Origin of the sequence: Paenibacillus sp. 1182 (assembly GCF_017833915.1) — a bacterium.
Taxonomy (GTDB): Bacteria; Bacillota; Bacilli; order Paenibacillales; family Paenibacillaceae; genus Paenibacillus; species Paenibacillus polymyxa_D.
In genome coordinates this window covers 1-22,577 of sequence record NZ_JAFICR010000021.1, presented here as the reverse complement: position 1 = coordinate 22,577, position 22,577 = coordinate 1, and the positions used below count along the sequence as shown (strand labels likewise).

General features: G+C 45.2%; 18 protein-coding genes, 1 tRNA gene and 2 riboswitches. Of the genes, 12 read left to right on the top strand and 7 right to left on the bottom strand.

The window, feature by feature from the left end:
- The first annotated feature begins 41 nt into the window (after positions 1–41).
- The 3 genes from JOD82_RS27505 (at position 42) to JOD82_RS27495 (ending at position 2,287) form a co-directional block, all read left to right on the top strand.
- Positions 42–115: transfer RNA gene (locus JOD82_RS27505), tRNA-Arg, on the top strand.
- A 311-nt stretch (positions 116–426) separates the two neighbouring features.
- A complete protein-coding gene (locus JOD82_RS27500) occupies positions 427–1,506 on the top strand; it encodes a hypothetical protein (protein ID WP_069011259.1) in 1,080 nt (359 codons plus the stop codon).
- Positions 1,507–1,522: 16 nt separating this feature from the next.
- Entirely contained in the window at positions 1,523–2,287 is a 765-nt protein-coding gene (locus JOD82_RS27495; protein ID WP_029518401.1) for an exodeoxyribonuclease III, read from the top strand.
- An 86-nt stretch (positions 2,288–2,373) separates the two neighbouring features.
- Here the strand turns inward: JOD82_RS27495 and JOD82_RS27490 are convergent, their stop codons facing one another.
- The 3 genes from JOD82_RS27490 to JOD82_RS27480 are packed head-to-tail and all read right to left on the bottom strand — an operon-like array spanning position 2,374 to position 4,367.
- Positions 2,374–2,697 carry a hypothetical protein gene (locus JOD82_RS27490; RefSeq protein WP_230585102.1) on the bottom strand — a complete coding sequence of 108 codons (324 nt, stop codon included), beginning with the start codon at positions 2,695–2,697 and terminating at the stop codon, positions 2,374–2,376.
- A gap of 26 nt (positions 2,698–2,723) precedes the next feature.
- A complete protein-coding gene (locus JOD82_RS27485) occupies positions 2,724–3,002 on the bottom strand; it encodes a hypothetical protein (RefSeq protein ID WP_029518399.1) in 279 nt (92 codons plus the stop codon).
- An 18-nt stretch (positions 3,003–3,020) separates the two neighbouring features.
- Complete coding sequence (locus tag JOD82_RS27480; RefSeq protein ID WP_069011258.1) at positions 3,021–4,367, bottom strand: GH1 family beta-glucosidase; 1,347 nt, start codon at positions 4,365–4,367, stop codon at positions 3,021–3,023.
- Between the two features lie 311 nt (positions 4,368–4,678).
- On the opposite strand from JOD82_RS27480, the gene JOD82_RS27475 reads away from it, so the two are divergent.
- Positions 4,679–5,719 carry a LacI family DNA-binding transcriptional regulator gene (locus JOD82_RS27475; protein WP_029518397.1) on the top strand — a complete coding sequence of 347 codons (1,041 nt, stop codon included), beginning with the start codon at positions 4,679–4,681 and terminating at the stop codon, positions 5,717–5,719.
- Between the two features lie 85 nt (positions 5,720–5,804).
- On the opposite strand, the gene glpK is transcribed toward JOD82_RS27475, so the two are convergent.
- Positions 5,805–7,298 carry a glycerol kinase GlpK gene (gene glpK, locus JOD82_RS27470; RefSeq protein WP_069011257.1) on the bottom strand — a complete coding sequence of 498 codons (1,494 nt, stop codon included), beginning with the start codon at positions 7,296–7,298 and terminating at the stop codon, positions 5,805–5,807.
- Between the two features lie 32 nt (positions 7,299–7,330).
- A complete protein-coding gene (locus tag JOD82_RS27465; protein WP_069011256.1) occupies positions 7,331–8,155 on the bottom strand; it encodes an MIP/aquaporin family protein in 825 nt (274 codons plus the stop codon).
- 318 nt (positions 8,156–8,473) lie between these two features.
- On the opposite strand from JOD82_RS27465, the gene JOD82_RS27460 reads away from it, so the two are divergent.
- The 5 genes from JOD82_RS27460 to JOD82_RS27440 all read left to right on the top strand — a co-directional run bounded on the left by JOD82_RS27460 (position 8,474) and on the right by JOD82_RS27440 (position 14,516).
- A complete protein-coding gene (locus tag JOD82_RS27460; protein ID WP_069011255.1) occupies positions 8,474–9,955 on the top strand; it encodes a PTS transporter subunit EIIC in 1,482 nt (493 codons plus the stop codon).
- 197 nt (positions 9,956–10,152) lie between these two features.
- Entirely contained in the window at positions 10,153–11,436 is a 1,284-nt protein-coding gene (locus JOD82_RS27455) for an ABC transporter substrate-binding protein (RefSeq protein WP_069011254.1), read from the top strand.
- Positions 11,437–11,469: 33 nt separating this feature from the next.
- A complete protein-coding gene (locus tag JOD82_RS27450) occupies positions 11,470–12,345 on the top strand; it encodes a carbohydrate ABC transporter permease (protein ID WP_029518392.1) in 876 nt (291 codons plus the stop codon).
- Between the two features lie 22 nt (positions 12,346–12,367).
- Positions 12,368–13,195, top strand: coding sequence for a carbohydrate ABC transporter permease (locus JOD82_RS27445; protein ID WP_069011253.1), 828 nt, complete (start codon positions 12,368–12,370; stop codon positions 13,193–13,195).
- Between the two features lie 148 nt (positions 13,196–13,343).
- On the top strand, positions 13,344–14,516 hold the full coding sequence (locus JOD82_RS27440; protein ID WP_069011252.1) for an iron-containing alcohol dehydrogenase: 1,173 nt from the start codon (positions 13,344–13,346) through the stop codon (positions 14,514–14,516).
- Between the two features lie 57 nt (positions 14,517–14,573).
- On the opposite strand, the gene JOD82_RS27435 is transcribed toward JOD82_RS27440, so the two are convergent.
- Positions 14,574–15,992, bottom strand: a complete 1,419-nt coding sequence (locus tag JOD82_RS27435; protein ID WP_029518389.1) for an alanine/glycine:cation symporter family protein — start codon at positions 15,990–15,992, stop codon at positions 14,574–14,576.
- Positions 15,993–16,151: 159 nt separating this feature from the next.
- A riboswitch (glycine riboswitch) is annotated at positions 16,152–16,246 on the bottom strand.
- Between the two features lie 18 nt (positions 16,247–16,264).
- Positions 16,265–16,341: riboswitch (glycine riboswitch) on the bottom strand.
- Between the two features lie 165 nt (positions 16,342–16,506).
- Positions 16,507–17,964 carry a glycoside hydrolase family 1 protein gene (locus JOD82_RS27430; protein ID WP_069011251.1) on the bottom strand — a complete coding sequence of 486 codons (1,458 nt, stop codon included), beginning with the start codon at positions 17,962–17,964 and terminating at the stop codon, positions 16,507–16,509.
- Positions 17,965–18,177: 213 nt separating this feature from the next.
- Between JOD82_RS27430 and JOD82_RS27425 the strand changes: the two genes are divergently transcribed.
- The 3 genes from JOD82_RS27425 to JOD82_RS27415 all read left to right on the top strand — a co-directional run bounded on the left by JOD82_RS27425 (position 18,178) and on the right by JOD82_RS27415 (position 22,314).
- A complete protein-coding gene (locus JOD82_RS27425) occupies positions 18,178–19,149 on the top strand; it encodes a LacI family DNA-binding transcriptional regulator (protein WP_069011250.1) in 972 nt (323 codons plus the stop codon).
- Between the two features lie 233 nt (positions 19,150–19,382).
- Positions 19,383–20,225, top strand: coding sequence for a BglG family transcription antiterminator LicT (licT, locus tag JOD82_RS27420; protein WP_023990001.1), 843 nt, complete (start codon positions 19,383–19,385; stop codon positions 20,223–20,225).
- 232 nt (positions 20,226–20,457) lie between these two features.
- The gene (locus JOD82_RS27415) at positions 20,458–22,314 is read left to right on the top strand and encodes a beta-glucoside-specific PTS transporter subunit IIABC (RefSeq protein WP_029518386.1); all 1,857 of its coding nucleotides are present in this window, start codon (positions 20,458–20,460) and stop codon (positions 22,312–22,314) included.
- The last annotated feature ends 263 nt before the right edge of the window (positions 22,315–22,577 follow it).

The following is a 22,577-nucleotide window of genomic DNA, read 5'->3' as shown; positions in this document are numbered from 1 at the left end:
CTTTTATCCATATGATATATTAATATTCGCTTGAATTTTATGTCCCAGTAGCTCAGCTGGATAGAGCAACGGCCTTCTAAGCCGTCGGTCGGGGGTTCGAATCCCTCCTGGGACGTCATAACAAGAAGCTTCCATAATGGAGGCTTTTTTTGTTCTCATGAAATAACTCACAGGGGAACGTCGGCCCATCGGCATCGTTAGCCTATACTTCGCAGTCAACCATAGGGAGAGTATCTCTCTTGATAAATTACATCAAAAAAAGCTTCCGCAAGGGAGCTTTTTTTGATGATAAATAATGTAGAAAGAATAGTCTGCCACGCTACTTTAGGCGCTGGTTTCAAGTCACTACTCTTTCAATAAAACGCAGATATTGCTATCATCTATCATGTTACACCATTTTGAAGTAAAGGAGGTTGGCTGACTCCCTTGACTACGAATAAACTCCAAAAGTCGCGGGAAATTCATCGTTTTGTTGCCACTTTGCTTTCTATATTAGGTACTGGATTGGGTATGTTTTATCTCGCCATTCCTTCCTATATGATTGGAGGAGCGGCTCTGATCATCACACAGGGAATTCTGATCTATTTTACATTATTTTCTCTCGGATACCTGCTTATTATTTCGGGACCGCTGGCCATTATTCTCCACATTTTAGGCATTATTTTTACAATACGATCTTTTCAAATTACAAGCAATGTGGGTAGCGCGCCGACAAGTGCATCGTTGCCTTCCAAATGGCGCATGTTGCTCAGTCTCACTGTGGGAGCTACACTTCTACTTCTTGCAGTCACAATGAAATACGTAGATATTATAGAACCTTTTACACAAACAGGTGAAAATAAACGCAACGTAGCCGCAGAATCAGAGCAATATCTGGAGCAGAAATACGGAGAGGACTTTCAAATTCAAAATATTAGCTATCATAGTATTCCCTTCACTGAATATACCATGGAGGCGATCTCTAATCGTCATCCTTCCGTCCTCTTTAACATGACCAAGCGTCCTTATGAGGATGTCCCATTTAGAGAAAAATATCTTAACGCCCTTTGGGAGAGCCAACTGGACATGAAGCTCAAACCTGTTATACAGAAGCTATACAATGATGCAGCCGCTGTTCATTCTGGGGTGCAAGAAGGGGAAACAGATAAAATGATCAAAGAATACGACGATTTTAAACTGAATCCCGAAGCGGTCGGCGATCAATATATTCGTATAATTGTATTCGAGGATCTAACTGACTCAGGATTGTCATTGGAAAAAGAACGGGTATTACAAACTGCAAAAGTTCTCAAAACAGTGTTGGCCGGAAATAAAGCCTCATTAGACATCGAATACTTCCCTTCGGCTATGAATACCAACCGAAACCTTAAGGCAATAGAACTAAACGATTATATGTTTGGTCAGGACCATTTTGATGAAAAGACCTATGAAGTCAAGATAGAAGACATTTATAAGCTTATGTCAACAAAGGATATACAAATCACATCGCTTGACCGCGTGAAGTAGCAAGGAGATTAATCAAATGAAATTAATATCTTGGAATGTAAATGGCTTAAGAGCCTGTGTGACCAAAGGGTTTTATACTTATTTAAAAGAAACGAATGCCGATATTTTTTGCGTACAGGAAACGAAGCTTCAAGAAGGGCAGATCCTCATGGAGAACATGGAGGAATACACACAATACTGGAATTATGCTGAGAAAAAAGGATATTCCGGCACGGCTATTTTCACCAAAATCAAGCCGCTCTCTGTGCATTATGGACTTGAAGAAAATGAAGAACCGGAGGGCCGAACCATCACTTTGGAATTCGAAAAATTTTATCTCGTCAATGTGTACACACCAAATACCAAACGGGACTTATCCCGACTGCCCTACAGACTGGAATGGGAAGACCGTTTTCGCAGCTACCTGCAACAACTGGATGCTTTGAAGCCTGTCATCGTGTGTGGAGACTTGAACGTAGCTCATCAGGAGATCGATCTCAAAAACGCCAAAGCTAACTACGGAAATGCCGGTTTTACGCCTGAGGAACGGGAACGCATGTCACAGCTGCTAGACGCCGGATTTATAGATACCTTCAGAACCTTTTATCCTGACCGGACGGATGTTTATTCCTGGTGGTCCTACATGCCAAAGGTGAGAGAAAGGAATATTGGCTGGCGGATCGATTACTTCCTCGTCTCGGAGAGACTTCGTTCGCTATTGATGGATGCGAACATTGATTGTCATATTACAGGCAGTGACCACTGTCCTGTGATATTGGAGTTGCAAGATATTTCAGCATAAGCCCCCTGCCCTGACACAAGGATTTATGAAACTTTAAAAAGCGGTCATGCTCTGTTATTGCAGCATGACCGCTTTAATGAATGGAGCTATGTCCCCAAATATACCTCGATACGGGAAATCAACCGCTCTCTCACATCTTGTGCCTCTTTATGATCTAATATAGCCTGTCTTATCGTCTTCTTTTCGCCACTAGCGTAATGCAGTACATACTGGGTCACTATGCATTCCGGTGGATAAGTATCCTTGCGATCCGTATTAAAATAAGTCACCTGACAGCTTCCGAGAAAACAGAAAGATAGCTCACCTGTAGCTGTGAACAGCCAGCCTGGCAGCTTGGGCTCCAGCTTCAAGGATAGGCCCCTATGATCATAGCCAAACGGCTGCCCGCCCGTCATCATCCATATCCACATATGAATAAATTCTGCCGTAGATCCGCTCAGCCTCGCGATATATCCCGTTCCATGCAAACTTGCATCAGGATTAGCACTGCTAGCAATAAAGGAGCTGTTCGGTTGGCCGGAAAAAACTCCATGATAGCTCCATTCTTATCCTCCACACCAAAGCTCGCAATTCCTTGTCCACGATTAACATAATACGCCCACAGAGGAATTCCCTGAACACCAGCAATACCGGGTAGAAAACTGGAAAAGGGCTTGGCCTGCGCAAAATTCTCAATCACAAAACGTCCTTGATCGTCAAAATAATACTGCTGCATCGTGCACCCCTTTTCTTTTTAAAACCCGTTATTCGCCATCATTTGCTTGAACCACAGCGCACTTTGTTTGGGTGTCCGTTCCTGCGTATCGTAATTGATGTGTATAATACCAAAACGTTTGCTGTATCCCCAGGCCCATTCGAAGTTATCGAGGAATGACCATACAAAATAGCCCTTAAGCTGACCTCCCTCCCCAATAAAGCGATGGCATGCCTTTAAATGTTCCTCAATGTAATGCTGACGCCCAATGTCTTCAATCTTTCCATTCACCAGTTCGTCCTTCATCGCTGCTCCGTTTTCTGTAATCAGGATGGGTAATCCTCTGGTAAAATCCTTCTCAATCCGTGTCAGCAGCTTATAAAAGGATTCAGGGTGAATCTCCCATCCCATATCCGTTACCGGTTCCTCTATGGAAATCTGCTCGACCTGAAGCAACGAAGCGTCTGTAGTCGCTCGAATGATACTGCGGGCGTAGTAGTTGATGCCCAAAAAATCCCCTGGCTGCTGAATCAGCTCCATATCACCAGGCTGTACAAAATCCAATCCGTTCAAATGCTCCCCGTACCATTCCACCATATCCTCAGGGTATTTCCCGTTAAACAATGGCTCGGCAAACCAACGATTAATAAAGCCATCCCGCCGGACAGCAGCGGCTACATCCTCGGAGTGTTCAGAGGCTGCATCGACATGCTCCATGTTCAGCGTAATACCGATATTGCCCGTCAGGCCCTTTTCCTTGTGTAAGTTCATGGCTATCCCGTGACACATCAGAATATGATGAGCGGCAGCAAGAGCTTCCCTCCAGTTCTCATGGCCGGGGGCATGCTCGCCTGTGCCATAGCCCAAAATAGAGGCGCAGTAGGGCTCATTTATCGTATTCCACCAGCTTATACGCTGTCCAAATCGATCCATGATTACAGAGGCATACGTTTTAAAATGTTGGATAGTCTCTCGCTGCGTCCAGCCACCCTCGTCCTCAATCCATTGCGGCAGATCCCAATGATACAGCGTCAGCATTGGAATTAGCCCAGCCGACTCAATCTCATCCAGCAGACGCTCATAGAAGAGTAGCCCCTGTTCGTTAACCACGCCAGGTGCGGGAATAATGCGCGGCCAGGCCACGGAAAAACGGTAATGTAAAAAGCCAAGTTGCTTCATTAATTGCACGTCTTCCTTAAAGCGGTGAAAATGGTCACAAGCCACATCTCCGCAGTCCCCTCCGATCACCTTCCCGGGTACTTGACAGAAAGTATCCCAAATAGAAGGCGTTCTTCCTTCCTCATCCACGCCACCTTCAATTTGATAAGAAGAGGTCGAAGTTCCCCACATAAACGTGGTGGGGAATGTATAGGTATTCTCATTCATACTTGGTATCATCCTTTCAGGAATCAAGACTTCACAGCTCCGGCTATCTTAGAATAAATGCACTTACCTTTACGAAAGCGGTTTAGTTAATTACAGCTACTATTATGTATCGGATAGCCTGTATTTGTAAATAGAGATTTGTAAATTATCAAATAAAATACAAATCACCGTTATTACTCCTTAAAATATTAGGAACCATCCTTTATTAGCACGGTTGACTCACTTCTATGAGGTAGCATAGAATACGAGTAATCATTAATTTTGAAAAACAAAGTCAATTTAACTAAATCAGTTTAGTTGCGGAGGATTCCATGAATATAAAAACAATAGCTAGCATGGCAGGCGTTTCAGTAGCAACGGTTTCGAAAATCATTAACAATTACACAGACATCAGTGAGGAAACCCGGCAGCGGGTACTTAAAATCATGGAGGAAACAGGCTATAGACCCTCCTCCTCGGCTAAAACACTTGCTACCAAAAAATCTAATCTGGTAGGCGTTATATTTGCTGGTAAGCTGAATGTTGATTTTAGTCATCCTTTTTTTGTAGATATCATTAATGTCTTCAAAAAACAGATTGGCTTGCTCGGTTACGATCTGCTGTTTTTTTCAAATGAGAAATTTCTGGATAATGGAGAGGACTATTTGGCACGCTCGAAATATTTTTCAGTGGACGGGTGCATTATTATCGCTGGAGATGAAGTGGAGAAGAGTGTTTTTGATCTCGACGCCAGCCCTATCCCCTGCATCGGTGTCGATATTGAGCTAACCGGAGCCAGCTCCTGCTACATTATGTCCGACAATCAGAAGATTTCAATGAAGGTTGTTGAGCACTTTTACATGAATGGATACCGCGACATGGGTTTTATAGGCATTGAACGCCCCTCCTTGGTTATTAAAGAGAGAGAGGAGGCCTTTATCGCTTCACTAAAACGGTTTAGTCTTGATGTCAGACCTGAATGGGTCGTATATGGTAAGGACTACGCGGCAGAAGATGGATACCAGGTCGCGAAGGCGTGGATACAGCAAGGAAATTTACCAAAAGCTATTTTTGCGGCTACCGACCTGCTTGCCTTTGGTGCCATACGTGCTTTCAAGGAAAGCGGCTTGAGGGTACCCGAGGATATTGCTGTAGTGGGATGTGATGATATAGAAGCCTGTCGTTATACCGAACCTCCACTGACAACTGTAAAACAAGACAAGCAAAAAATAGGCCGTCTAGCTGCTATGGTGCTGTTTGACCTGATGAATAAACAAATGGATACCAAATGTATTAAAGTCGAGCCGGAACTGGTCATTCGTAGTTCCTGCGGAGCCGGCCAACATTGGAACCATACGAAGGTCAAAGGTTAGCTCATGCCTTAAAAAAGATGACTCCTGATAAGATTCAGAAGTCATCTTTTTGCAGTTTAATATTCAGAGACCCAGCGCTTAATCATTACTTGTAGGCCATCGTCGCATTCACAGCCTTTTTCCAGCCTTCATACAAGTCTGCACGTCTTGATTCATCCATATTCGGGGCAAAAGAGGTTTCCACCCTCACCCGCTTACGAAGTTCATCCGTACTCTTCCAATATCCAATAGCCAAACCTGCCAGACATGCAGCCCCCAGTGCCGTCGTCTCATGGATCACTGGCCGCTCCACCGTTGCATCTAAAATATCGCTCTGGAATTGCATCAGAAAATTGTTCAATACAGCTCCTCCATCCACCCGCAGCGTCTTCACCGCAATACCTGAATCGATCTCCATGGCTGTAAGCACATCTTTGGTCTGATAAGCGAGTGACTCCAATGTGGCGCGGATAAAATGCTCCTTCGTGGTCCCTCGTGTTAGGCCGAACATCGCTCCGCGCACCTCGCTATCCCAGTAGGGGCTCCCCAGTCCGACAAAAGCGGGGACAAGATACACTCCTTCCGTAGACGAAACACGAGCGGCATAAGGCTCACTGTCCTTCGCTTCACGGAACATACGCAGCCCGTCTCGCAGCCACTGGATCGCCGACCCCGCTACAAACACACTCCCCTCGAGTGCGTATTGCACTTTGCCTTCCTCCAGTCCCCAAGCGATGGTCGTAATCAGGCCGTGTTTAGATTCAACAGGCTGATCCCCCGTATTCATTAGCATAAAGCAGCCTGTGCCGTAAGTATTTTTGATCATCCCTTTTTCGTAACATGCCTGACCGAACAAGGCTGCTTGCTGGTCACCTGCTGCACCGGCGATCGGTACATTCTGACCGAAGAAATGATAATCCACGGTGTGCGCATATACCTCAGAAGAAGGTCTTACCTCAGGCAGCATGATTTTCGGAACACCCAGAATGTCCAGCAGCTCTTCGTCCCACTTTAGCTCATAAATGTTGTACATGAGCGTCCTGGCTGCATTCGAGTAGTCCGTCACATGTGCCTTTCCGCCGGATAGTTTCCAGATCAGCCACGAGTCAATCGTACCGAATAACAGGTCACCTCGTTCCGCCTTTTCCCGCGCGCCCTCTACATGGTCCAGTATCCACTTTACTTTAGTGCCTGAAAAATACGGGTCGATCAGCAGCCCTGTTTTGCTGTGAAACAGTTCCTCGTGCCCTTGTCGCTTCAATTCATCACAGATGTCCGAGGTTTGGCGTGATTGCCATACGAGTACATTATATACGGGCACTCCTGTATTTTTGTCCCACACAGCCACCGATTCTCGCTGATTGGTAATGCCGATGGCAGCCACTTGATTTGCTTTTACACCGGATTCGGAAAGACAGGAGGCAATGACTCCGAGAATAGAACTCCAGATTTCATTCGCATTCTGCTCTACCCAGCCGGGATGAGGAAAATATTGCGGAAATTCTCGCTGAGCCGAGTACACTACATCTCCCTCGCTATTGAACAAAATCGCTCTTGAGCTTGTCGTTCCCTGATCTAGTGACAAAATATATTTTCCCATTGTTCATCTCTCCCCGTGTAAATCCATCGTTTTTACGCTGTAAGTTTGTGATCCGTTTTATGATTTTTATAAGTACGACTCATACGGAAGGTAATCAAGAGTACAATCACGATGATCCCTAGTAAAATCCAGAAAGCCGGAGTCACACTCCCCTTAAAAACAGCCTGATAAAACAGCCCTGCGAAAGATCCACCCAACAGAGGCCCTACAATGGGCACCCAGGCATATTTCCAGTTGGATGCTCCCTTACCGGGAATCGGTAGTAAATAATGCATCAGACGCGGCCCAAAATCCCTCGCTGGATTGATGGCATAGCCCGTTGTGCCTCCAAGGGATAAACCGATACTGACAACTAAAAAACCAACAATCAGCGGTTTCAGGCCGTCTGTAAATGAATTGGCGCCAAACGACAGTAAAGCAAGAACAAAGATGAAAGTACCTATCATTTCACTAAGCACGTTGGCAAACGGATGATCAATAGCTGGTCCTGTCGCGAATACACTGAGTTTGGCTGCTGTGTCCTCCGTCTCTTTCCAGTGGGGCCAATAATGCAAAACGACGATGATCGCACCCGCCATGGCCCCAAGAAGCTGAGCCACAATATAGCCGGATACATCTTGCCATGGAAAACTACCCTGAAATGCCAACGCGAGTGTAACTGCCGGATTCAAATGCGCTCCGCTGATTTGACCCACTGCATACACCGCAATAGCTACCGCAAGCCCCCAACCCATTCCGACCACAATCCAGCCGGAAGCGTGGGCAAATGACTTTTTCAGGGACACCCCTGCGCACACTCCGCCACCTAGGGCAATAAGAATCATTGTCCCTATGAATTCGGCTGCGTATGGCGACATACAACCTACCTCCTCAATAGATCACCCGATTTTGATCGCTTTCATCGCACAAAAAAAAGAAAAGCCATCACAAATCAACCCTGTGCTATACCATGGGATGTCTGCGTGGCTCTCTTGTCTCCGTCACGATTATTAACTTAAATTTGATACTATATAAGCATGTAAGCGATGTCAACTGCGGATTTACGTCATTTCATAGCTTAAAATAATCGTTGACCATGTTAGATCCCCCGATTTATGATGTAAAAAAATGGGCACAAGTAAGGATTTCAGGATGAATACGACACTCCCAAACTCGATGAAGAAGGGAAGAATGTTATGCTGAAATTTCTGCAAAAAATCGGCAAGTCGTTAATGCTTCCAGTAGCTACTCTACCCGCCGCAGGGATTTTGCAAGGATTAGCTCTGATTAATTATGAAACGGATATACCGTTTGGTCCCGTAGTTGGCGGATTTCTGAATCATTATGTCACTCCTTTTCTGAACGAGGGGGCGGGGGCTATCTTCGGTAACCTTGCGCTCATTTTCTCCATTGGTGTTGCCATTGGTCTGGCAGGCGACGCAGTAGCCGCATTATCGGCAGTCATTGCCTATATGGTGTTGACCCGTATTTTGGCGGCAGTGCCGGGTATATTTGCATATATTCCAGACGACGTCAAGCTGGACATGGGCGTATTGGGTGGTATTTTTATCGGTGGATGGTCTGCTTTTCTGTTTAAAAAATATCATAATATTCAGCTCCCGGATTGGCTTGGCTTCTTCTCAGGCAAACGTTTTGTCCCCATGATTACCGCCTTCACGACCATGATTCTGGCCATTCTGCTCGGAATGATCTGGAGTCCGGTACAAGATGGGATTGCAGCCTTCGGCAACTGGATTGTCGGGTTTGGCGGAATCGGATCAATGGTATTCATGATTGCCAATCGGCTGCTGATCCCGCTCGGTTTGCATCATGTACTAAACTCAATCGCGTGGTTTCAGATTGGTAACTATACGAATGCAGCTGGCGAAGTTGTTCATGGTGACCTGACCCGTTTCTTTGCAGGCGATAAATCAGCTGGTCTATTCATGTCCGGTTTCTTCCCTATTATGATGTTTGCTCTCCCGGCAGCCGCTCTCGCATTCATTCATACGGCTAAGCCGGAAAAACGTAAAGCCGTCGCTTCCATTTTCATCGGTTCTGCGCTGGCATCGTTCCTGACCGGAATTACCGAGCCCCTCGAATTTTCGTTTATGTTCATTGCACCATTGCTTTACGGCGTTCATGCTCTGCTGACAGGCCTGAGCGGCCTGGTCGTATACCTATTGGATGTCAAACTGGGCTTTTCCTTTTCAGCAGGACTCATTGACTATTTGGTCAATATGAAACTCTCCACTCACCCATTGCGAATGATCCCGGTCGGGCTTGTCTTCGCCCTCATCTATTACTTTCTGTTCCGATTTATCATTCTCAAATTCAACCTAAAAACTCCTGGGCGTGAAGATGATGGAGAAGACAGTCACCTGTCTGAGGCTAACGAATCTGTACCCATTGGAAAGGCAAGCGCCACATCCGACACTCCGTCCAGTCAGGCAGGCAGAATACTAACCTATCTCGGTGGTTCGGACAATATCCTAAGTATTGATGCCTGCATCACACGGCTGCGTCTTGTCGTCAAAGACGACAAAGCAGTTAACGATCAAGCTCTCAGGCGGCTCGGAGCGTCGGGAATCATCAGGCTTGGTAACGGTACCCTACAGGTCATTTTCGGGACTCGGTCCGAAATTCTGAAAGATGAAATACAGCGGTTGATGTCATGAGCTGAATCCCTAACTTAAGCACGTGCGTTCTTCATATAACAGACGCACGTGCTTTTTTTTATGGATAAACGTTTCAAATTTTTTGTTTTTGGTTAAGGCAATGCACATAAATGGGTAACAGCTTCATATGATGGAGCTAAACCATTTACAACTTGTTTAGCAGGCAGATTATCTCAGACAGCAAGGAGGGAAATGATGTGAAGACAGTACAATGGTTGGTATTATGTCTTACTTTTCTCACTATGTTCAGTGCTTGTAGTGGACCCTCGTTCTCTGAAAGTCAATCATCTGAAACTAATTTGTCAAACGGAAAAAAGATAACGCTTACATTATGGTATTGGAACCGTTCCATTGATGATGAACTACTCGCCCAAGCGGAAAAACACTTTCCCAACATTGAATTAAAAACTCAAAAAATAGGTGGTGACTTCAAAGCTAAACTGAAGACAACGCTCGCAGCTCGTTCTGGTGAACCAGACATCGTAGCTCTGAACGACTGGATGGTGGAGCTATTTCCTAGTGCGGATCGTTTTTATGATTTAAGGGAACTCGGAGCAGACCGCCTAAAAGATCAATATTTGGAATGGAAATGGAATCAGGGGATCACTCCTGATGGTAAAATGATTGCATTTCCCATGGATACTGGGCCTACTGCCCTCTTCTATCGAAGCGATCTATTTGAGCAAGCAGGCTTGCCTAGTGATCCTGAAAAGGTTAGTGCCTCGATCCGCACATGGGATGATTACATGGCAGCCGGAGAACAACTTCAGCAGAAATTCGGAAGCCGTTCGTTTTTGGCTGATAATATTGTAAACGTTTACAATCAAGTGCTCGCTCAGCATACAAACCTCTACTTCAAGCCGGATGGCAGCTATATTGGCAATCAATCTCCTGACATCCGTCTGGGCTGGAAAACCGCTGTCGATTTCCACAAGAAGCATCTGCTCGCCAATGCGGATGGCTGGACTCCCGAATGGAACGCTTCGGTCAATAACGGCAAAATTGCCTCTTTTGTAGGGGCTGTTTGGATGAAGCAAGTTCTCACAGAGGCCGCGCCGGATACAGCGGGCAAATGGAGAGTCGCCCGTGCTCCTGGAGGAGACGGCAACCTGGGTGGTTCGTTCATTTCTATCCTCAAATCCAGCAAACATCCCAAAGAAGCCTTTGAAGTCCTGACCTGGCTGCAAAACCCGGAACACCAGTTGGAAGCCTACCACAAAATCGGTCTGTTCCCGTCCACTCCCGGCGTCTATAACGATCCTATCATGGGGATACCCGAGCCTTTCTTTGGGGGTCAGGCCACCGGACTCATCTTCTCCGCCTCCGCACGTCATGTGAAAAGCAGCTATTTCGGCGAGCGCTACCCTGTCATCCACGGCATTGTGACCCGTCGCCTTGCTAATGTTGCCAAGCAGGATGCTAATCCTGATGCATTATGGACGGAAACCATGGAACGAATCGAACGGGAATTACAGCGATAAAAAAACAAAATTCAAAAAAGGCGTGTGGACAATATGCTGAGAGAAATCTGGAAGCACCGTGCCGTTTATGCTGCGATCTCGCCGTTTTATCTGCTGTTTGGCATCTTTGGACTGTTTCCGATTGGTTTTTCATTATACCTGGCGTTTCACAAATGGGACGGAATCGGAGACATGACCTACAACGGCTGGGGCAACTTTCGCTACCTTGTAACAGATCATGAATTTTGGCAGGCTGTAGGCAACACCTTTGTGATCTGGGTGTATGCAACGATTCCAATGCTATTCTTCGCACTGATTATTGCCTTTCTGCTTTATGCCCCATTTGTGAAAATGCGCACCTTATGGCGAGTTGGATTCTTCCTGCCCAATGTGACGTCTATTGTGGCTGTCGCCATCATATTTGGTGCCTTATTTGCCAACAATTTCGGATTTCTCAACTACCTTCTGCAACTCTTGGGACTGCCCATGGTTCAATGGCTGAATGTGCCATGGGGTATCCAAATTGCCATTTCTTCTATGGTCGTATGGAGATGGATGGGCTATAACGCAATCATCTATCTGGCCGGACTTCAGAGTATTCCGCATGTGCTGTATGAGGCCGCCAAAATAGACGGAGCAACCGGAGCGCAAGCTTTTTTCCGCATCACTATCCCCATGCTGCGCCCAGTCATTCTGTTTACGGTCATTACGTCCACCATCGGCGGTATGCAACTCTTCACCGAGCCACAGGTCCTGGTCGGTAATGACGGCGGTTCCGGGGCAAGTGGCATGACCATCGTTTTATACCTGTACCGCGAGTCGTTCATTAACAACTATTTTGGATATGGTGCAGCCGTCGGATGGGGCATGTTCCTCATCATTGCTCTATTCTCCATCATCAACTGGAAACTCGTTCAAGGTAAAAAATAACGATGGGAAGGAGCTTCACAACATGATACAGACACGTGCAAAATCCTTTGTTTTATATGCCGGATTGTTGGTGGGAATCATCCTGTCGATGTTTCCATTTTACTGGCTGATCGTTATGGCAACCCGTACAACTTCAGACATCTATCGTTTTCCACCGCAATTGTGGTTTGGTAGCCACTTCTTGGATAACATAACTAGAGTATTACAGCAGATTAATTTTGCCGGAGCCTTTTTTAATACCCTTTTTGTAGCCGGTTCTGTTACCTTATTGGTTCTGTTTTTCGATTCACTGGCAGGTTTTGCATTCGCCAAGTTTGATTTTCCGGGCAAAAAAGTGCTATTTATCGTTCTGCTAGCTACCATGATGGTCCCTTCACAACTTTCGCTTGTCCCCTCCTTTGTCATGATGGCCGCCTTTGGATGGGTAGGTACGTTCAAAGCGCTTATTATCCCGGGGATGGTAAATGCCTTCGGCATTTTCTGGATTCGTCAATATGCGGAAGAATCCATTCCAAAGGAGCTGCTGGATGCGGGGCGGATGGACGGATGCAGCTTTTTTCGACTGTACTTGAATGTAGCACTGCCTATTCTACGTCCTGCGTTCGCTTTTCTCGGCGCGTTTACCTTTATAGGAGCCTGGAATGATTATTTATGGCCGCTAATCGTCTTAACGGATGAGCGTAAATTCACGCTCCAGATTGCACTGTCACAGTTAAACGGGATTTACAATACGGATTATGCGATGGTCATTGCGGGCACCCTGCTTGCTGTACTGCCACTTATTATTTTGTTTCTTTTCATTAGCCGCCAGTTTATTTCCGATCTTGCCGCTGGTGCGGTCAAAGATTAGATTCACTTGAATTCCCTTATTCATTTCATGTATAATAGTTAATCGTCATTTCAAATAGCTTACATGGTAAAGTTAGGTATTCAACAGGCAATCAGGTTAAGCGATTTACGATTTGAACATGAACTATGAACTGAGGGGAACTTTCCAGATGAACAAATTCACATATTATAACCCCACCAAATTAATATTTGGAGACAATCAAATTGAAGAACTGCAGCAGGAGCTGCTGAATTACGGCAAAAATATTTTACTGATATACGGAGGCGGAAGTGTCAAGCGAAATGGTCTGTATGACCAGGTATTAAACGCGTTAGAGCCGCTACATCTTAACATTCATGAATTGTCCGGCGTAGAGCCGAATCCGCGCTTGTCTACCGTTAAGAAGGGCATCGACATTTGCCGAAATGAAAACATCGACTTCTTACTTGCAGTAGGCGGCGGAAGCGTTATTGATTGCACCAAAGCCATCGCAGCAGGGGCTAAATATGACGGCGATGTGTGGGATATTATCAACAAAAAGCACATGCCGACCGAGGCTCTACCATTCGGCACCATCCTCACACTCGCCGCCACCGGTTCAGAAATGAATCCGGATTCTGTCATCACCAACTGGGAAACGAACGAAAAATACGTATGGGGCAGCGCGGTGACGCATCCGAAGTTTTCGATTCTGGACCCAAAAAACACCTTCTCTGTGCCACGTGATCAGACGGTATATGGCATGGTGGATATGATGAGCCATGTATTTGAACAGTATTTTCACAATGTTAAAAATACACCGTTGCAAGATCGTATGTGCTTTTCCGTGCTGCAAACCGTAATCGAAACTGCACCTAAGCTGTTGGAGGATTTGCACAACTACGAGCATCGCGAAACGATTTTATATGCCGGAACGATTGCTCTTAACGGAACACTGCAAATGGGCTACTTCGGGGACTGGGCTTCGCATACGATTGAACATGCATTATCTGCTGTATATGATATTCCTCATGCTGGCGGTCTGGCGATCCTATTCCCCAACTGGATGAGACATACGGTGGATCAGGATGCTGCACGCATGAAACGGCTGATGCTCAGCATGTTTGACTTAGACACCGTAGATAAAACAGATAGAGAAATCGCTTTGGAGGGTATTGACCGTCTTAGTGCATTCTGGACAAGTCTCGGTGCCCCTTCCACCCTGGCCGATTACAATATTAATGATGAGCAATTGGAAAAAATCGCAACCATTGCAGCCCGTGAAATGGAATATGGAGGCTTCGGTAATTATAAAAAGCTGAATCAAGAAGATATTTTAGCTATTTTGCGTGCATCGTTATAACATTCAAAAGGGAGTGTCCTCAAGCCTGTGATGGCTGAGAGCACTCCCTTTTGAAATTTATGAATTAACCGTTTGTCCCTTTTCTTCTACTTGAATAGCTGCCCCTACACTGGCACCTGCAAGAATGCCCTTTTTCTTACTAGAATTCAGAGAATCCATATAGGTTCGGGTTTCTGCAACGACAATGCCTGATAAGCCGAGCAGTGCAATCAGGTTCGGGAAAGCCATCATTGCGTTAAAGATATCTGCCAGCAGCCAAATCGCATCCAGTTTAATGAACGCGCCCCCGCCAACGAGTAGAATGAACAGATAACGGTATGGCTTAATCCACTTGACCCCAAGCAAATATTCAACACAGCGTTCCCCGTAATAGTTCCAGCCGAGCATGGTGGTGAACGCGAACATAATCAGAATAATTGTGAGCAGTTCTGCCCCCAGCGGGAATGCGCTGGAAAATGCTTGCTGAGTCATCAGACCCGCATCGGTAGGCCCGCTCCACACACCGCTAACCAGTAGCGTCAACCCGGTCATCACACAAATAACCATCGTATCAATAAACACGCCTGTCATGGAAATCAACCCTTGCTCCGCAGGCCATTTGGTTTTGGCAGCTGCGGCTGCAATCGGTGCGCTCCCCAATCCGGCCTCATTGGCAAAAATACCTCTGGCTACCCCACTTCGCATCGCCAGCATAATCGTAGCTCCGGCAAATCCGCCCGTTGCAGATGTAGTTGAAAATGCCGAATGGAGCACCAGCGCAATTGCGGCAGGAAGCTGGTCAGCAAACCGAATCAGTACGATGAGACAGATCAGTACGTACAAGCCTGTTTTAAAAGGAACGACCTTCGTCGATACCTTGGCAATGCTTTTGAGTCCTCCAATAGTAACCAGTCCAGTAAGGATAGCTATAATCAGTGCCGTTACAATGGGCGGAACGCCAAAACTGTTTTCCGTCGAAGATACAATCGCTTTGACCTGCGGAAACGTTCCAATCCCGAACAACGCCACCAGCATGCCCGAAAAAGCAAACAGCATCGCCAGCGGTTTAAAACGACGTCCTAGACCTTTCTCAATATAATACATCGGGCCGCCGGAAAATTGTCCATTCCGATCCTTCACCCGGTATTTTACTGCAAGTACACCTTCCGCATATTTCGTCGCCATCCCAAAAAAGGCTGCAACGACCATCCAGAACAAGGCACCCGGCCCGCCCAGCTTAATGGCTGTCGCTACGCCGACAATACTTCCTGTGCCAACTGTAGCCGCTAGCGCCGTACTCAAAGCCGCAAAACTACTTACATCCCCGCTGCCTTCATTCGGGGCCTTACCGATCAGCTTGATCGCCAGGGGCAGGCGGAATACCTGCAACATTTTCAGACGTATGGTCAGCCACAACCCCGTTCCCATGACAAGAATGATGAGAGGCGCCCCCCATATCCAACTGCTAATCGCTTCTAACACATGTACCAAATTCATTTCAACCCGCTCCTCCAGCATATTAGAAAACAAAAAAGAGTCAAATCAGCTGATTCGACTCCTGGAGAGGTTAAAGGCACGAAAAAATACAACCATCTTGTGCAGGTTTCTGCCTCTAATAGCTCATAAAAAAGCCTAGGGCATTCCCTGTCACAGGTTATTCGCGTCTCTGTCCTTTTGCCTGAGAGTTTAAGCAGATGTTCTCTGCGGTGCACCTTCGGCGCCCAATTAAGGGTCTCTCCAGAGTTCTGTCCGTTTACGGTCCCCGCTTGTGGCTGTAAACAGCCTAAGCACCTGAGAGTTTTGCCCCTTCGGTCGGAACTTTCGTTCCATCTCCCGCAAACATCAACCAGACATATGAAATTTTTATTCATTATACAGAAAACTTTCAGCTTATTACAAGTGAAAAGTTTGTGAAGCCCTCTGAAATATTATTATGTCTATCAAAAAAGCGGGTACAGCAGATTGCATCCTTAGGATGTCCTCTGCTATACCCGCCCGAGACGATATGAAATTACAATTCTTCACCATTGGTTGCTATCACATTTTTATACCAGTTAAAAGAGTCTTTTTTGGAGCGTTTGAGCGTTCCGTTACCGTCATCATCCAGATCAACGTAAATAAATCCGTAGCGCTTGGACATTTCGGAAGTAGACATGCTCACAAGGTCGATAGGGCCCCAGTTGGTGTAACCAATCAGATCAACACCGTCGGCAATCGCTTCCTTCATTTGGACAATATGCTGACGCAAGTAATCAATGCGATACGTGTCATGCACAGAGCCGTCCTCTTCCACCTTATCATATGCACCCAAGCCATTTTCCACGATGAACAGAGGCTTTTGATAGCGATCATAAAACGTATTCAGTGTAACACGCAGGCCGATCGGATCGATCTGCCATCCCCAGTCGGAGGACTGCAGATACGGATTTTTCACGCCGCCAATCAGGTTTCCTGCTGCTTTCTCGCCTTCTGGACCTGCCGATACGGTCAAGGTCATGTAGTAGCTAAATGAGATAAAATCAACCGTATTATTTTTCAAAATTTCGTCATCGCCGGGTTCTGTCTGGATCACAATATTATTTTCTTCAAAATAACGATTCATATAGTTGGAATATTCCCCACGGGCATGCACATCCGTAAAGAATAGGTTCATCTGATTTTCATGCTGGGCTTTCAGTATATCCGCTGGGTTACACGTATGTGGATAGCTTTCTATACGTGCCAACATACAGCCGATCTGAGCACCCGGGATGATCTCATGTCCCCGTTTGGTTGCCAGTGCACTAGCTACAAATTGATGATGCAATGCTTGATATATCGCTTGCTGTTTGTTTTCTACACGGTCAATAACCACACCGCCACCGGTGAACGGACTCATGGTCATTACATTGATTTCATTAAAGGTCAGCCAGTATTTTACTTTATCCTTATAGCGTGTAAACACCGTTTCGGCATAATTGACGTAATGCTGTATGACTTCACGACCCAGCCAGCCATTATACTTCTGAGTCAGACCTAGCGGTGTTTCATAATGTGACAATGTTACCAAGGGCTCAATATTATATTTGCGCAGCTCATCAAATACATTGTCGTAGAATTGCAATCCTGCTTCATTCGGCTCGTGATCATAGCCATTCGGGAAAATCCGCGACCAGTGGATGGACATACGAAATACTTTAAAGCCCATTTCAGCGAACAATGCAATATCTTCTTTGTAGTGGTGGTAAAAGTCCACACCTTCACGTTTTGGGAAACGGGCATTGACTTTGCCTGCCAAAATGTCTTCGAGTCGCTCGGACGAAATCTCTATAGCGTGATCGTTCTTACGTTCCGCTTTGGGTACATAAGCAATCATGTCTGCGCTGGACAAGCCTTTTCCATCTACGTCAAAAGCACCTTCCAATTGGTTGGCTGCAGTTGCCCCGCCCCACAAGAAGTTTTTCGGAAATCCTTTTAGCATCTTCGTCATGGTATAAAGACCTCTTTCCGTATATAAGATTTTTACTTTGGCCTAAGTAATCCCATCAAATGCTGCAAATGTGAATCCATACCTAACGGTAACCGTTCTCCTTTGAAATGCATTGACAGATGCTTTAAAATAGATGTAATGCCCTCATAAGCATCCTAATTGTTGTAACGCGTTTCATGTCAAGTATTTTTTTCTTATGTGAGGAGAAGCACCATGTCGAATCTTGATCAAATTGCAAAACTGGCGGGCTTTTCCAAGGCTACGGTATCCAGAGTATTAAATCAGTCCCCCCATGTCAGTCATGAAACAAGAGCTAAGATTTTGAAAATCATGCAGGAATTAGATTATGTTCCTAATCGGAATGCCATTTCCCTATCCAAGGGTCAGACGCTTCAGATTGGTATCATCACTTCAACGATTAATGAAATTGTTCTTGCTTTTCTGGACAGCTTTGTAGAAATCGCCGGACAATATGAATTCCAGACCATTATTTATACTTCGGGAGAAGACAAAAAGAAAGAGCTTCAAGCTTTTGAAGATTTAAAAAGAAAAAGAGTCGACGCGCTGGTCATCATTTCCTGCGTGAATGACACTGATTTTTTGAGTACCTATTGTAAATATGGCCCGATCGTGGCCTGGCAACGAATGGAGCATACCGATATTCGCTCCGTCGCAATGGATCAATATGAAGGTTACATGCTAGCATTAAAGCATTTGATACAAAAAGGCTATACCCGTATAGCCAATGCTTTTGGTCGTCCGAGCAGCATCAATACCCATAGCAGACAACGAGCCTATGAACAGATCATGAGTGAGCACAATCTGTCAGTGTTGCAACACTGGAATCACTCTTCAATTTATAATATCCGTGATGGCGAACAGGTCGTACGGGATTTGTTACAGCATCGGGGGGAATTCCCAGAGGCTATTTTATGTGCTAACGATTATGTAGCTGTGGGCATTCTCTGCGAAGCACGCAGACAACGGCTGAACGTACCGGGAGATCTGGCGATTGTTGGGTTTGATAACACGGAGCTGTCGCATACGTTGGGGATTACAACCATTCAAAATCCCATCATGGCTCAAGCACAAAATGCTTTTTTCATGCTTTCCCCCCAGCTGATTGGACGCCAAATGGAGCTTCATTCGCTAGAGTACAGCCTCATTGAACGTACGACCACATAAGGTAACGCTTTACTTGCAAATTAGGCAAAAGGGTCTTGATATAAAATGTTTTTTGTCGAAACAGAATAAAAAATGTTGAAATCGCTTTTTTTTGTGCTACAATAGCACTATATCGAAGGATTGTGACCGGTGATGCGGGCAATGCCTGAGTTCAATTGAGTACTATTGCTAACAATAGTATTGAATTGTGCTTAGGCATTTTTTATTGGTAAAGGATGGGAGGGGGAACTTCAATGATTATTGAGAAGGTGCTCAATAACAACGTCCTATTGACTAAAAACGATAAAGGCAAAGAGGTCATCGTGATGGGAAGAGGTATTTCCTTCAAAAAGGTGGCTGGCGATCAAGTCGATGATGATAAAATAGATAAGATTTTCATGTTAAATGAAAACGAGTTCACGGCCAAACTAACCGAGCTGCTGAACGATATTCCTGTATCTCATCTGGAGGTCGTGAATGAAATCGTAACCCATGCAACAGAAGTGTTGGATACGGAGTTAAGCGATAATATTTATTTAACGTTGACCGACCATATTCATTTTGCCATACAACGGCAAGAAAAAGGACTGGCACTCCAAAACGCGATGCTGTATGAAATTAAACGCTTTTACAAAAAAGAATTTGCAGTTGGACTGGATGCTCTCCAAAAAATTGAAAATACGCTCGGAGTAAAATTGGGCGAAGATGAAGCGGGATTTATTGCATTGCATATGGTGAATGCACGGATTGACGGTAACGAAATGAAATCTACACTGAAAATGACTGAGATTGTCCAACATATATTGAACATTATTACGTACCATTACGGGATTGTGCTAGATGAGTCTTCTTTTAGCTATTCGAGATTTTTGACACATTTGCAATATTTTGCGATGCGAGTGATTCGTAAAGAAGTCATTCACAGTGGTGAAGAATTCTTGTACAACCAGGTGAAGCAGACGTATACCGAAGCTTTTGCTTGCGCCCAAAAGATCAATGAGTATCTGGAAAAAACATACGATCAATATTTAAGCAAGGATGAATACGTATATCTAACTATCCATATTCATCGGGTAACTGAGCGTAATAACATATAAGACTAACAACTTCATACCCCTCATCGTTCATGGATTGTGACTGGTAAGGCAGGCAAAACCTAAACTGATGGTGAAATCGACGTTCCCTTATAGGAAGAGTGCGCAGTTTTCACCACGAGTTTAGGTTTTTCTTGTTTACAAGGTTAAAAAGATGCATGCCGGCGCATCTTAGCAACAAATGTAAACGGTAAACCCTATCAGTAGCAAGAATAACCCATAAGGAGTTCTAAATATGAGTGATAAAGAACTATCTAAAAAAATAGTGACTCTCGTTGGCGGCGAAGAGAATGTCAATTCCGTATTCCATTGCGCTACACGCTTGAGATTTAAATTAAAAGATCGCACAAAAGCAGACAAAGCTGCACTGGAAGCAACACCTGGTGTCATTACAGTGGTGGAAAGCAGCGGCCAGTTCCAAGTGGTCATCGGCAACAATGTAGGTCAAGTATTTGAGCATATGATGGCAGAAACGAATTTGCAGGATGCAGACAATCCTAATGCCAAAAAGGAAGAATCTTCCGAAAAAACAAATGTTCTCGGCAAAGCGGTCGATATCATTTCCAGCATTTTCTCACCTCTCTTGGGTGCTCTTGCCGGAGCAGGTTTGCTCAAAGGGATTATGGCCTTAATTGCGTCGCTTCATTGGATTGATACTACAAGCGGTACGTATCTCATTTTGAACGCCGCTTCGGACAGCGTATTTTATTTCTTGCCTATATTCCTGGCTATTACTTCGTCCCGTAAATTTAAGACAAATGCCTTTGTATCGGTCGCAGTTGCTGGAGCACTCGTGTACCCGGATGTTATTGCAGCGGTGGATCATCCGGCAAAACTGGCTTTTCTCGGGATTCCAATCATTCTGATAAAATACAGTTCCAGCGTAATCCCAATTATTCTCGCGGTATGGGTACAGTCCTATGTGGAACGTTGGTTTAATTCCTTTGTTCATCAATCGGTTAAAAACATTATCGTCCCTATGCTATCACTGCTAGTTGTTGTTCCGTTGACGTTTTTGGCCTTTGGTCCAGTCGGTAACCTGATCAGTCAAGGCTTGGCGAACGGTTTTACATGGGTATACAATTTAAGCCCATTGATCGCCGGAGCTGTGGCTGGTGCATTCTGGCAAGTGTTTGTTATTTTCGGTGTACATTGGGGCTTCGTTCCTATTATGCTGTCCAATATTCAAACATTGGGTTATGACACGATGCTTCCAATGCTTACAGCAGCCGTACTTTCTCAAGCCGGTGCAACACTGGGGGTATTCCTGAAATCACGAAATACTCAAATGAAGGCTTTGGCGGGTTCCTCTACACTGGCAGCTGTATTCGGGATTACAGAACCAACGATTTATGGTGTAACTTTGAAATTGAAAAAACCTTTCATTTATGCTTGCATATCCGGTGGTATTGGGGGCGCTATTATCGCTTCTGGCGGAGCGACTGCAAAATCCTTCTCCCTGCCTAGTTTACTGGCGCTGCCAACTTATTTTGGAGCTGGATTCTTGTGGGTAGTCATCGGTTTGCTCGTTGCCTTTGTACTCGCAGTTGTGTTGGTTATGATTTTGGGCTTTGATGATCCAAAAGAAGAAACTGCAAAAACAGAAGCTGCGCCTATAAAGAAAGAAGTGACAATCGAGAAAGAAATTCTCGTAAGCCCACTGCAAGGTAAAGTATTGCCTTTGGAACAATCTTCTGATGTTGCTTTTGCTTCAGGTGCTATGGGGAAAGGAATCCTTATTGATCCTACAGAGGGTGTGCTGACATCTCCTGTCAATGGAACGATTACGACCGTATTCCCAACCGGACATGCCATCGGTATTACTTCCAATGACGGAGCAGAAATTCTGATTCACGTTGGTGTGAATACAGTGAAGCTGAAAGGACAATTCTTTGACAAGCGCGTCAAAGAGGGTGATGTAGTGAAGCAAGGGCAATTGTTGCTCGAATTTGATATCGAACAAATTAAGGCGGCAGGCTATACAACGACTACGCCGATTATCGTAACAAATTCCGCTCAATACCTGGACGTATTGAACACAATGGAAACTGAAGTGAAGCGTGAGGATTACTTGTTGACTGTTGTGGTCTAACATTTAATTATCAGACTAGGGCATTTTGCATAAATCCCAGGAGCGTTTTCAAATCAGCAGTATATAGATCGAAATGCTTTAATTCGTCTATATACTGTACTTACAAGCGTTGGGAATCGAATTATGCAAAATGCTGACTAAAGAAGCTTTCCCTACGGGAAAGCTTCTTCAGATTGTCGAGAAACCCCGTCATTTTGAGACGTGGGTTTCTTTTTTACATCATAATGCTCTGGTCTCTGGAGAAGCAGGGGGGTTACCCCTGT